This window comes from Streptomyces sp., assembly GCF_031181705.1.
GTDB lineage: Bacteria > Actinomycetota > Actinomycetes > Streptomycetales > Streptomycetaceae > Streptomyces.
In genome coordinates this window covers 1-11,620 of record NZ_JAPSKN010000109.1, presented here as the reverse complement: position 1 = coordinate 11,620, position 11,620 = coordinate 1, and the positions used below count along the sequence as shown (strand labels likewise).

The following is an 11,620-nucleotide window of genomic DNA, read 5'->3' as shown; positions in this document are numbered from 1 at the left end:
GTTCCGGAAACCTTTCCTCAAGGAACCCCGCCTACCGTGGAGAACACACCACACCACGCCCCGGCCACCGTCGCCCGAAGGCCCACCCCGCCTCCGGCCAGACGACAGGAGCCCCGTGTCCCGCCGCCCCGCCCCGCACCTTCCGCCCTGGCTCGCGCACGCCCTGCGCGCTCAGCGGGGCCCGGTTCCCTGGAGCGCGGTCACGCGGGGGCTCCTGTCGGCCGGGCCGCTGCTCCTGGTGGCCGTCGCGGCCGGGCACACCTCCCTCGGCGTCGTCGCGGCCATCGCGGCCATGCTCGCCGGGATCAACGACCGGCCCGGGAGCCGGCGCGCCTCGGTCAAGCGGCTCGGGGTGCCCGCGCTCGGCGGCGCCCTGGGACTGGTCGTGGGCACGTACGCCGGGCAGGAGACCGGCGCGGCCGTGCTCTCCGCCCTGTTCGCCGTCGTCGGCCTGGTCGGTGGGGGGATCAGCGCGGTGGGGCCCGTCGCGTCCGCCACCGGCACGCAACTGCTCGTCGGCACCGCGGTCGGGGCCGGCATGCCGCTGCCCGAGCCGGGCTGGGAACGCGCGCTGGCCTTCCTCGCCGGCGCCGGCTGGCTGCTCCTCCTCCGGCTGGCGCTGCCCACTCCCGGATCACTGGCCGGGGACTTCCGGTTCGACGGGGAGCGGGAAGCGGTGGCCGGGGTGTACGACGCCGTCGCCGAACTCCTCGACGCCGCCGGCGGACCGGACGCCATCCGCCGCCGGGCCGCGCTCACCGCCGCGCTCGACCACGCCCAGGACGCCCTGGCCGGACCCCGGCTGCGGCGCTACGCCGCCTCCTCCGCCGAGCGGCGGCTGCACGCGCAGTACGCCGCCGCCCTGCCCCTCGCCGAGGCCGCCACCGCGCTGGCCTGGGCGGAGGAGACCGTGTCCGAGCGGGCCTCGGAAGGCCCCAGGCGACTCGCCGCCGCCGTACGCGGCAACACCCACACCGGCCCCCTGCCCGCCCCCTCCCGCTCGGCGCCCGCGCTGCGCGCCCTCGACGACGCCCTGCTGCACGCCGCCGAGGTGTTCGACCAGGGCCGGGGCGGCGACCTGCACACCCGGCCCCGTAGCGCGGGGGACCGGCTGCGCGCCGCCTGCGGAGGCGCCGGACGCGAGTACGGGCTGCGCGTCGCCCTCTGCTTCGGGGCCGCCGCGGCCGTCGCGCAGGCCCTGCACCAGAGCCGGTGGTACGGGCAGCACGAGCACTGGTACTGGCTGCCCGCCACCGCCGTCTTCCTCGTCAAGCCCGACCTGGGACCGCTGGCCTCACGCGTGCTGAACCGGGCCGCCGGCACCGTGCTCGGCGCGCTCCTCTTCGCCGGGTTCGCCGCGGTCCTGCCCCGGCCCGGGGGACTGATCGCGCTCGTCGCCCTCAGCGGTGCGCTGATCCCCGTCGCCACCCGGCACTTCGCCGCCCAGACGGCCGTCGTCACCGTGCTCGTCCTGGCCCTCGTCATGGTCGGCGGCGAACCGCAGGCCTCCGCGGGCCGGATCGGCGAGACACTGCTGGCCTGCGCCATCGTGCTGATCGTCGGCCACCTGCCGATGCCCGGGCAGCGCGGTGGGGGAGTACGCGCCCGGCTCGCTGCGGCGAGCGAGGCCGCGTACGCCTACCTCGACCACGTCCTCGACGAGGCCGACGCCCCGCGCATCGGCAGCGCCGGCGCCCCCTCCGGCCACCGCGTCACCCGCTGGACCCTGCGCCGTGAGGCGTACCGCACCCTCGCGGAGGCCCGCACGGCCGTCTCGCTGGCCGCCCACGAGCTGCCCGCCCTCGCCCGGCACACCGAGGGCGCGGACGAGGTGGCCGGTCTCCTCGAACGGCTCGTCGACACGACGACCGCCTGCGCGGTGCACCTCGACGACACGGGCCGGATCGGCCCCCGCCACAGGGAACGGCTGGCCGCCGTCCTCACCGAACTCGCCGCACCGGCGCGGCGTCTGGGGCTGCACCCGCCCCGAACGTCCCTCGCGGGGTGATGCCTGGGTGATGTCGGGGGAGGTGCCGTGGGAGATGCCGTGGGCGCTGTCGTGCCCGCCCGCTGCGGCCTCACCCGTCGATCCGCACCCACACCGGTGCGTGATCCGAGCCGGGTGCGCCCCGGCGCTCCCCGGGGTCGGGGCCGACCGAGGGCAGAGCCGGTGGGCCCTCACCGGGCAGACCCGTGCCCGCGGCCGACGCCCGGCGCACCAGGCGGTGGCTCAGCAGCACGTGGTCGATCAGCTCCCGGCGCCCGGAGTTGACGCGGGACCAGCGCTGCCCGGCCGGGATGAGCGGGGCCACGTCCCACAGGCGGGCCGCGTCGCCCCGGTCCGGCCTGTCGCGGCCCGGCGTGCCGATCTCCGAGCCGGGCGGGCCCAGCAGGATCTGCGTGGTCGCGGCCTGCACCTCGTCGTTCAGGTCGCCCAGTACCGCCACGTCCCTGCCCCGCCCGTCACCGTCGAGCAACTCGTCCGCCAGGGCGCGCAGGGCGGTCGCCTCCGCCGCCCGCCGGTACAGCGCGTAGGCGCCGTAGCGGGCGCGTTCGCCCTCGTCACGGGGGTGGAACCGGCCGTCCGGATACGACAGCAGCTTCGACTTCAGGTGGCAGACGGCCACCCGCAGGGGCTCGTCCCCGACCTCCACCGCGAGCACCCCGCGCCCCGCCGCGGCCACCGTCGCCCCGGAGTCGTCCACCTGGACGGGCCGCAGCGGCGCCGGGAACCCGGTGGTGTCGGCCAGCACCGTCGGTTCCGCACGGCTGAGGAACCCGACCCGTATGCCCCGGCCGTCCGCGTGCTCGGACAGGGCGACGTGCCAGTCGTCGCCGAGCATCCCGGCCAGGTCCTTCAGGGCCTCGGGATCCCCGACCTCCTGCACGCCCAGCAGGACCGGGTCCAGTTCCGTGATCACGGCGGCGAGGGCGGCGAGCTTCGTCTCGTACGCGGCCTCGTCCCGCGGGCCGTACGGGCCGCCGGGCCGGTAGAGGTTCTCCAGGTTCCAGGTGCCGAGGAGCATGCCGGGCTCCTTTCCGAAGCCGACAGGCGGGGTGGTGAGGCCAGGGTGCTCGCCCGGCCCGTCCCGCGACAGAGCCGCGGCAGGAATGTGCGGTTCGGCTCATACCGCCCTACGACCTCGTCGTACGTTGGCGCGATGACGCCTTCTGCCGCGGACAGTCCCGCCGAGCTCATCATCAGCGCATGTACGGTCCTCGTGCACGACGATCAAGAGCGGATCGGGTTCCGGGAGGACGCCGCGATCGTCGTACGGGACGGGATCGTCCAGGCGGTCACCGGCACCGAGGCGGTCGCCGGCCTGCCCGCCGCCGAGCGCGTCGACGCCCGCGGCCAGGTGGCCCTGCCGGGTCTGATCAACTGTCACACGCACGCGCCGATGGTCGCGCTGCGCGGCCTCGCCGAGGACCTGCCCACCGAGGAGTGGTTCAACGACGTCGTCTGGCCGGTGGAGTCCAATCTCACCGACAGGGACGTCGAGTGGGGGGCGCGGCTCGCCTGCGCCGAGATGATCCGCGCCGGCGTCACCTGCTTCGCCGACCACTACTTCGCGATGGACGCGGTGGCGGACGTGGTCGCCGAGTGCGGTATGCGTGCACTGCTGGGCCAGGCCTTCTTCTCCTCCCAGGGGCCCGAAGGCCGGGAGCTTTCCCTGGACTTCGCGCTGCGCCGGCGCGGCTCGGCCGGCGGGCGCGTCACCACCGCCCTCGCGCCCCACGCCCCCTACACGGTCGACGACACCGACCTCGCCGCCACCGCGGACCTCGCGCGCGAGCACGGTCTGCCGGTGCATCTGCACGCCGCCGAGAACCGCGACCAGACGGAGACCAGTCTCGCCCGCCACGGCGTCACCCCGATCGAGGTGCTGCACCGCACCGGCGTCCTCGACACGGACCTGCTCCTCGCCCACGGCACCGGCATCACCGACCGCGACCTGCCCCTGCTGGAGCGGGCGGCGGGACGTACCGCCGTCGCGAGCGCGCCCCGCGGGTACCTCAAGTTCGGCTGGCCCGGCACCACACCCGTCCGCGCCCTGCGCGCCATCGGCGTCGACGTGGGACTCGCCACCGACGGCGCCGCCTCCAACAACTCCCTCGACGTGTGGGAGTCCATGGCCCTCACCTCGCTGGTCCAGAAGTCGGCCGAGGGCGACCCGCGCTGGCTGACCTCCCGCCAGGCCCTGCACCACGCCACCCTGCAGAGCGCCCGGGCCGTGGGGCTGGGGGACGGGGTGGGCAGCATCGCGCCCGGCCGCCGGGCCGACATCATCCTGGTCGACCTCACCGGTCCGCACACCCGGCCGGTCCACGACCTCGCCGCCACCCTCGTGCACAGCGCCCGCTCCGCCGACGTGCGCACCACGATCGTCGACGGGCGGATCCTGATGCGCGACCGCGAGCTGCTGAGCATCGACGTGCCGTCGGTCGTACAGGAACTGGAGGAGCGGCTGCCCGCGCTCGTCGACCGCAGCCACGGCCGGCGCATCCAGGAGTACGACACCTGAGCATCTTTCCCGGGCGGCGATGAGTTCCGCTCCTCCCGTCGGTCACCACCCGGACGGACCGTTGTCACAGGAGGGCCCATGTCACTTCCGGAGATCGTCTCGCGCGAGCAGTGGCGCGCGGCGCGCGCGGAACTGCTGCTCAAGGAGAAGGCCGCCACCCGCGCGCGGGACGCGCTCAACGCCGAGCGGCGCGGACTGCCGATGGTGGAGGTCGACGAGGAGTACGTCTTCGAGGGCGGCGACGGCAAGGCCACCCTGCTCGACCTGTTCGAAGGCCGGCACCAGCTCGTCGTCTACCACTTCATGTTCGCGCCCGAGTGGGACGCCGGCTGCCGCAGCTGCTCCGGCTTCCTGGATCAAATAGGGCATCTCGCCCATCTCAAGGCGCGTGGCACGTCGTTCGCGGCCGTTTCCCGGGCGCCGTACCCGAAGCTCCTGCCCTTCAAGGCGCGCATGGGCTGGTCGCTGCCCTGGTACTCGTCGTACGGCAGCGACTTCAACCGCGACTTCGAGGTGACGCTCGAACGCGAGGGCGAGCTTGTGGAGCGGCCCGGCCTGAGCTGCTTCCTGCGGGACCGTGACCGCGTGTTCCACACGTACTCGACGTACGAGCGCGGCCTCGACGGCCTTGGTTCGACCACCAGCCTGCTGGACCTCACCGCGCTGGGGCGGCAGGAGGAGTGGGAGGAACCCAAGGGGCGCGCGTCGGCTTTCGGGGCGCCTGCGGGAAGTGGGCGCGTCAGGTATCACGACGAGTACGACGACTGACACCCACAGTGAGGAAATCAGCCAAGCGGCTGAGAATCTGCTCACACTTGACGGTGAACGCGTGTCAACTACGTCTCAGAACCGTCACTTCGCGAGCCGTCCACCCCATGGTTGGCGTTTAACTCTACGAGTACAGCGCTACATGGAGGTGCAGGGTGGTGAACGGGCGAACGGTGCTCGAGAGCTTTCCCGCCGGCGGGCCGCGTGGCTCCTGGCCGGCGGAGGAGTTCGCGCAGGCGCGGCGTCTGGAAGGCCTGCCCGCCGAAGTCGTCATGGACCTGGCATCGGACATGTTCCTGGTCATCGTGCGCAGCGGGGACGGCGCCGACGCCACCGCCTGACCCATGCCCTCGGGCGCCGCCGCACGGCCGTCAGCCATCAGCCCGCGGTCGGTCCGCGGTCAGCCCGCAGCCCGCCGTCAGCCCCTCTTCGGCGCCGGCACCTTCCCGGCCGGCGGGGGTGACGCGGCGAACTGCTCCGCCTGGAGCGCGTACAGCTCGGCGTAGAGCCCGCCGGTCGCCAGCAGGTCGTCCGGCGTCCCGGATTCCACGAGCCGCCCCTGGTCCAGGACGTGCACCAGGTCCGCGTGGCGTACGGACGCCAGCCGGTGCGTGATCAGCACGACCGTCTGGCCGCTGTCGGCCAGGGCGCGGATCCGCTCGAAGACCTCCAGCTCGGCCCGGGCGTCCAGGGCCGCCGTCGGCTCGTCCACGATCAGGATGCGGCCCCTGCGATAGGCCGCCCGGGCGATGCCCAGCCGCTGCCACTGGCCACCGGAGAGTTCGTGCCCGCCGGAGAAGTTGCGGGCCAGCAGCGTGTCCAGCCCGCGCGGCAGATCCGCGATCACGGCCTCCGCCCCGGCCTCGGCGACGGACTCCGCCAGCCGCTCCTCGCAGACGGGTGCCGACGGCCGCCCCAGGGCGACGTTCACCCGGGCCGTGAACGGCCACCTCTTGAAGTCCTGCGCGACCATCGCGATCCGCTCGGCCAGCCGGTGCCGGTCGGCGGTCGCCGCGTCCACGTCGTCCCACAGGATCCGCCCCTTCTCCGGCGTGTACAGCCCGGCGAGCAGCTTCACCAGGGTCGTCTTGCCGGAGCCGTTCTCCCCGACCAGCGCCACGATCCGGCCCAGCGGCAGGGTGAGCGAGACGTCGTCGAGGGCCGGACGGGCCGAGTCCCCCGGGTAGCGGAAGGTGACGTTCTCGAAGCGGATCTCGCGCGGGTCCTCCGGCAGCGCCCGGCCCCCCGCCGGGATCGCCCGCTGTGCCGCCTCCCTGTACAGCCGGTGCAGGTCACCGACGAAGAGCGCCTCCTCGTGCAGCGCGTTGACCTCCACCACCAGCGTGTCCAGGCTCTGCGAGCCGGTGCGGATGGCGATCACGGCCGTGCCCGCCACGGACAGGGCCATGGCCCCGGCGAGCAACAGCGCGCCGAGCGTCGCGTACGTCGCCACCGTCGCCAGGCCGGTCCAGGCCGCCGCGATCAGGCCGGTGCGGGCCGCGAGCCGGGCGAGACGGGCCTGCTCGGCCTCCGCCGTCTCCGACATCGCCCGGAAGTGCCGCAGCAGGAACGCGCCCACCCCGTGCACCCGGATCTCGGGGGCCGCCTCCGGCTCGATCAGCAGGTTGCCCAGCAGCCGGCCGGCCCGGGCGTGCTGCACCCAGGCGTGGAAGGACTCGTAGCGCCGCCGGGCGACGGTCAGGGCGCTCCAGGCGCTCGGCAGCACCATCGTGATCAGCAGCGGCAGCAGGGCCGGGTGCAGCACGGTCAGCACGCCGGCGGCGGCGACCAGCGAGATCATCGCGTTGATCACACGCGTCCCGTACGAGATCATCCGGCGGGCCGAGGCGGCCCCGTACTGCGCGGTGTCCAGCAGCTTGTGGAAGGCGTGGTCCTCGATGGCGGCCAGTTCCACGGCAGCGGCCCGCTCCAGGTACCGCTCGGTCGCGACCCGCTCCACCTTGGGCTCCAGGCGGCCGGTGGCGTACGTGCTCGCGGCCCGCAGCAGGGCCGCCAGCATCATCACGGCGGCCACCGTGACCAGCGCCGGGACGGCGCCGCGCAGCCGGTCCTCGATGGGACCGCCGCCCATCAGCCGGGCCAGCACGCTGTTGACGGCGAGCAGGCTCACGGCCTGCGCCACGCCCCGGCCCGCCTCGGCGGCCAGCACGATCCGCGCGGCGCTGCGGTCGGCCTGCCGGGCGAGCCGGAGGCTGGACGCCAGCAGGGACGGCAGCCGGGTGATCATGGCGCGGAAGTTCAGTTCGAGGAACGCGTCGGCGTGCTGGTTCCAGCCCATGTCGTAGCGGAGCGGCCCGCCGAAGAGCAGCCGCTCCGACTCGGACACCTCCGGCGCGGTCCGCTTCTTCGCCACCGTCGACCGACCTCCCCGCTCGTCCCGCCGCCCCGGTTCGTCCCGGCTCGTGAGCGGCCACTATCGCGGGACGGAGCCGGCCGGGGCAGGGCGCAGCCCGGGGGCGCCGGATGCGCGCGGGCGCACGGCATGAGGCGGGGAGGCGCGTCACGGCGCGGGGAGCGAGGACGGGTACCGCGGGTGGGGCGTGACTACGCGCTGACCGGCCGCGACCAGGCCGGAGTCGTTCCCGTCACGCGGCACAGGGTCAGGTACAGCGGAATCGGCGGGGTGTACGGGAGCGTGCCGTCCGGTCGGTGGATCAGCTCGGGCAGCTCCGGGACGTCCGGGACGACCGCTCCGGCGGTGTACCGCGCCGGGGCCGGCCACTCCAGAGCGTGGTCGGAGTCCGCCGGCACCAGCCACCACCAGTGCGCGGCGTCGGCGTAGACACAGCCCAGGCGGGGCAGGCGGGACATGATCGACGGGCCGTAGTGGGCGGGCATCGCCACGGCGTCGCAGCCCAACGGGGTGGTCATGCCCTCGGGCACGGGCAGGCGCAGGACCGGCAGCGGTGTGCGCTGCGCGCGCCGGAGGCGGGCCAGGGTGTCCAGGTGCAGCACCCGGCCGCCGGGCCTCATGCCGGTCCCCGCTCTCGGCGTCGCTCCTGCGCGGGAACCTCCGGGGCGGCATCGGTGGGGCGGGACGTGTGCGGTGCCGGGTGCCGTGCCGGGCGCGGGGCCTGGTGCCGTGTGTGCTGTCGTGCCCGGTGCCGGGCCTGGTGGGTGTCCTCGCCGTCGTCCGGTTCGTCCCCCCGGTCGTCGGAGGGGCCGCGCTTGGGCCGGGCGCCCCAGCCGAGGTCGTCGCGGGGTTCGTCCGGGCCCGCGGCGGTGGGGTGGCCCGTGCCGGCGCCGGGGTCCTCGGACTCCGGGTCGTCCAGGATGCCGCCCCAGTTGGGGTCGTCGAAGGCCGCGGCATCGTGCGGGGTGTCCGTCGTGCGCGGCAGCTCGGCCCAGACCAGCAGCCCGGGCCCGTGCTCATGGGCGCCCCAGGCATGGCAGAGGGCGTCGACGAGGAGCAGTCCCCTCCCATGCTCCTCCTCTGGCCGGGTCCGGCCGGCGGCGTGGGGCTGGCCCGGGGCGCAGCCCTCGTCACGCACGGCTATCCGCACCAGGTCGTCACCGTCGTGCAGCTCGCACACGATGTGCGTGCTCGCCGTGTGCACGAGGGCGTTGGTGACCAGCTCGGAGACGACCAGGGCCGCGCTGTCGCAGGTGTCCTCGCACACCGACCAACCGGTCAGCCGGGCTCGCGTCAGGCGTCTGGCCTGGGCGGGAGAACCCGGATGGGCGGCCAGCTCGAAACGGAACCGGCGCCCGGCGGCCAGCCCGAGGGAGCCTGCTCCCGCGGCGGCGCCAGGCCCGAGGGGGCCGGCGGCGGCGTCTGTTCCTAAGGGCGCGGACGGAATCACGCTTGCCACTATCGCCGCGCCATGAACACTTGGCAAGTGTCACTCTGAAAATTGCAGAGTGCGGTGTGACGGTCTGGAAGGGCGTGGCACACTGCTCGCAACAGCACCTCGCGCGGCGCCAGTTGGCATCGTCGAAGATTTGTTCGAGACGTTGTTCCAGGTGTTCCGGGCGTGTGCCCGGACCGGCACCCCGAAAGGGTTTCCGAATGGCGTCGCAGGGCTGTCAGCGTTCTTCTGTGGCCGGCTCGTCAGGACTCTTCGTGGAGGTGGAGCGTGAGTGAACCGCGGTCCGCGCCGACGGTCGGCCAGGTCGTTCTCGGCCGGCGCCTGTTGGACCTGCGCGAACGCGCCGGGATGAAGCGCGAGGAGGCCGCCCGCATCCTGCGCGTCGCCCCCGCCACGGTCCGCCGGATGGAGATGGCCGAGGTCGGGCTCAAAATCCCGTATCTGCAACTGCTCCTCAAGGCCTACGGAATCTCCGACGAGGAGGCCGAGGCCTTCGTCCAGCTGGCCGAGGAAGCGAACAAGCCGGGCTGGTGGCAGCGTTTCCACGACATCCTGCCCGGCTGGTTCTCGATGTACGTGAGCCTGGAGGGCGCGGCCGGCGTCATCCGCAGCTACGAACCCCACTTCGTCCCCGGACTGCTGCAGACCGAGGACTACGCGCGCGGGGTGCTCCGCTCGGGCGCCATCGGCCAGACCCGGCCCGAGGACATCGAACGCCACGTCGCCCTGCGCATGCAGCGCCAGAAGCTGCTCACCCGCGAGGACGCGCCCCGGCTGTGGGTCGTCATGGACGAAACCGCGCTGCGGCGCCCGGTCGGCGGCCCGGAGGTGATGCGCGCCCAGATCGACCGACTGCTGGAGGCGACCGCACTGCCGAACGTGACGCTGCAGATCGCCCCGTTCGCGGCCGGGCCGCACCCGGGCACGTACGGACCGTTCGTGCTGTTCCGATTCGCCATGCCCGAACTGCCGGACATGGTCTACAGCGAGTACCTGACCGGCGCGGTCTACCTGGACGCGCGCGCCGAGGTGGCGACCCACCTGGAGGTCATGGACCGCATGGCGGCGCAGGCCGCCACGGCACATCGCACGAAGGAGATCCTCCGGGATCTCCGCAAGGAGCTGTGAATGGATCGCATCAAGCCGCGCACACACGTCTACAACGGCATGCCCGCGCGCGACTTGGGCAGCGAAGGCTGGCACAAGCCGTGGAGCGGCGGCAACGGAGGCAACTGCCTGGAGGCGATGAAGCTCGCCGACGGCCGGATCGCCGTCCGTCAGTCCACCGACCCGGACGGGCCGGCGCTGATCTACACCACCGCCGAGATGACCGCCTTCATCGAAGGGGCGAAGGCGGGAGAGGCGGACTTCCTGCTGTCCTGACGTGCTCGCCGTTGCTCATGCGCGACTGTCTTTTTATCGCTGGTGCTGAAGTGACCACCCCCCTCTGTGCCTTATGGAGTGCCTCATGACCGGGCAGGACCCCACGTCGGCCGTCAGGATCGACACGACCAGACCCCACCCCGCGCGGATGTACGACTGGTACCTCGGCGGCAAGGACAACTATCCGGTCGACGAGGAGATGGGCCGGCAGATGCTCACCCTCGACCCGAGGGTGCCGGTGATGGCACGCGTCAACCGCGCGTTCATGCACCGGACCACGCGCTGGCTGGCCCAGAACGGCGTACGCCAGTTCCTGGACGTCGGCACCGGCATACCGACCGAGCCCAACCTCCACCAGGTCGCCCAGGAGATCGCCCCCGACGCCCGGGTCGTCTACTGCGACAACGACCCCATCGTGCTGGCCCACGCGGCGGCCCTGCTGCGCGGCACGGACGAGGGGGTGACCGAGTACCTCCAGGCCGACGTGCGCGATCCGGACGCCATCCTGGAGGGCGCGCGGAAGGTCCTGGACTTCACCCGGCCCGTCGCGCTGTCGCTCATCGCGCTGCTGCACTTCGTCTCCGACGAGGACGGCGCGCACGACCTGGTCGGCCGGCTGCTCGCCGAACTGCCCTCCGGCAGCTACCTGGTGATCACCCACGCCACCTCCGACTTCACCCCGGAGGAGTCGAAGGCGGCCACCGAGAAGATGCGTGCGGCCGGTGTCACCCTGGCCCTGCGCTCCCGCGCGGAGTTCACCCGCTTCTTCGACGGCCTGGACCTCGTCGAGCCCGGCGTGGAGGTGCCGCACCACTGGCGCCCCGAGCTGGGCGAGCCGGTGCCCGGGCAGGACGACGGGGTGATCCCGGGGTACGGGGCGGTGGCCCGCAAGCCGTAGTCTCCCCAGACTCCACGGGCCGGTCAGGGCGGCGGCAGCGCACCGCACAGCGCCTCCAGGGCCGGCCCGTAGGCGTGTTCGGAGGGGGTCGCGTACCCCACGACGAGTCCGTCGCCCGCCGGCATGTCCGTCTTCGGATGCCGGAACGCGGCGAGGCCGTCGAGCGCGATGCCCTGCCAGGCGGCGGCCTTGACCGCGGACGCCTCGGTGCCGGG

11 protein-coding genes and 1 pseudogene are annotated in these 11,620 nt (G+C 73.7%); 7 read left to right on the top strand and 5 right to left on the bottom strand.

Annotated features, from left to right (window positions below; genetic code table 11):
• Positions 1–115 precede the first annotated feature (115 nt).
• On the top strand, positions 116–2,008 hold the full coding sequence (locus RIN80_RS19940) for an FUSC family protein (RefSeq protein ID WP_309096978.1): 1,893 nt from the start codon (positions 116–118) through the stop codon (positions 2,006–2,008).
• 70 nt (positions 2,009–2,078) lie between these two features.
• Here the strand turns inward: RIN80_RS19940 and RIN80_RS19935 are convergent, their stop codons facing one another.
• Entirely contained in the window at positions 2,079–3,026 is a 948-nt protein-coding gene (locus tag RIN80_RS19935) for an endonuclease/exonuclease/phosphatase family protein (protein WP_309096977.1), read from the bottom strand.
• 135 nt (positions 3,027–3,161) lie between these two features.
• Here RIN80_RS19935 and RIN80_RS19930 point away from each other — a divergent pair, with 135 nt between their 5' ends.
• From RIN80_RS19930 to RIN80_RS19920, 3 genes are all read left to right on the top strand, one after another.
• Positions 3,162–4,526: an amidohydrolase gene (locus tag RIN80_RS19930; protein ID WP_309096976.1), complete on the top strand. Its 1,365-nt coding sequence runs from the start codon at positions 3,162–3,164 to the stop codon at positions 4,524–4,526.
• Between the two features lie 78 nt (positions 4,527–4,604).
• Positions 4,605–5,294 carry a DUF899 domain-containing protein gene (locus RIN80_RS19925; RefSeq protein WP_309096975.1) on the top strand — a complete coding sequence of 230 codons (690 nt, stop codon included), beginning with the start codon at positions 4,605–4,607 and terminating at the stop codon, positions 5,292–5,294.
• A gap of 158 nt (positions 5,295–5,452) precedes the next feature.
• Positions 5,453–5,635 carry a hypothetical protein gene (locus RIN80_RS19920; RefSeq protein WP_309096974.1) on the top strand — a complete coding sequence of 61 codons (183 nt, stop codon included), beginning with the start codon at positions 5,453–5,455 and terminating at the stop codon, positions 5,633–5,635.
• A gap of 77 nt (positions 5,636–5,712) precedes the next feature.
• Here the strand turns inward: RIN80_RS19920 and RIN80_RS19915 are convergent, their stop codons facing one another.
• The 3 genes from RIN80_RS19915 to RIN80_RS19905 form a co-directional block, all read right to left on the bottom strand.
• Positions 5,713–7,668: an ABC transporter ATP-binding protein gene (locus tag RIN80_RS19915; RefSeq protein WP_375141744.1), complete on the bottom strand. Its 1,956-nt coding sequence runs from the start codon at positions 7,666–7,668 to the stop codon at positions 5,713–5,715.
• A 191-nt stretch (positions 7,669–7,859) separates the two neighbouring features.
• On the bottom strand, positions 7,860–8,288 hold the full coding sequence (locus RIN80_RS19910) for a hypothetical protein (RefSeq protein ID WP_309096973.1): 429 nt from the start codon (positions 8,286–8,288) through the stop codon (positions 7,860–7,862).
• Positions 8,285–9,154 (bottom strand): ATP-binding protein, encoded by an 870-nt coding sequence (locus RIN80_RS19905; protein WP_375141743.1) that lies wholly within the window; start codon positions 9,152–9,154, stop codon positions 8,285–8,287. Before RIN80_RS19905 ends, RIN80_RS19910 begins: the two co-directional genes overlap by 4 nt.
• A gap of 237 nt (positions 9,155–9,391) precedes the next feature.
• Between RIN80_RS19905 and RIN80_RS19900 the strand changes: the two genes are divergently transcribed.
• The 3 genes from RIN80_RS19900 to RIN80_RS19890 all read left to right on the top strand — a co-directional run bounded on the left by RIN80_RS19900 (position 9,392) and on the right by RIN80_RS19890 (position 11,405).
• Positions 9,392–10,252, top strand: coding sequence for a helix-turn-helix transcriptional regulator (locus RIN80_RS19900; RefSeq protein WP_309096971.1), 861 nt, complete (start codon positions 9,392–9,394; stop codon positions 10,250–10,252).
• Complete coding sequence (locus RIN80_RS19895) at positions 10,253–10,507, top strand: DUF397 domain-containing protein (RefSeq protein WP_309096970.1); 255 nt, start codon at positions 10,253–10,255, stop codon at positions 10,505–10,507.
• A gap of 85 nt (positions 10,508–10,592) precedes the next feature.
• Positions 10,593–11,405, top strand: coding sequence for an SAM-dependent methyltransferase (locus RIN80_RS19890; RefSeq protein WP_309096969.1), 813 nt, complete (start codon positions 10,593–10,595; stop codon positions 11,403–11,405).
• A gap of 23 nt (positions 11,406–11,428) precedes the next feature.
• Here the strand turns inward: RIN80_RS19890 and RIN80_RS19885 are convergent.
• Positions 11,429–11,620 (bottom strand): annotated as a pseudogene (locus tag RIN80_RS19885) (PLP-dependent aminotransferase family protein); the annotation flags it as partial.

What these genes read in the sequence shown, in the direction of transcription:
- RIN80_RS19890 (WP_309096969.1), top strand. Translation starts at nt 10,593, where the DNA reads ATGACCGGGCAGGACCCCACGTCGGCCGTCAGGATCGACACGACCAGA.
- RIN80_RS19895 (WP_309096970.1), top strand. Translation starts at nt 10,253, where the DNA reads ATGGATCGCATCAAGCCGCGCACACACGTCTACAACGGCATGCCCGCG.
- RIN80_RS19930 (WP_309096976.1), top strand. Translation starts at nt 3,162, where the DNA reads ATGACGCCTTCTGCCGCGGACAGTCCCGCCGAGCTCATCATCAGCGCA.
- RIN80_RS19910 (WP_309096973.1), bottom strand. Translation starts at nt 8,288, where the DNA reads ATGAGGCCCGGCGGCCGGGTGCTGCACCTGGACACCCTGGCCCGCCTC.
- RIN80_RS19935 (WP_309096977.1), bottom strand. Translation starts at nt 3,026, where the DNA reads ATGCTCCTCGGCACCTGGAACCTGGAGAACCTCTACCGGCCCGGCGGC.
- RIN80_RS19925 (WP_309096975.1), top strand. Translation starts at nt 4,605, where the DNA reads ATGTCACTTCCGGAGATCGTCTCGCGCGAGCAGTGGCGCGCGGCGCGC.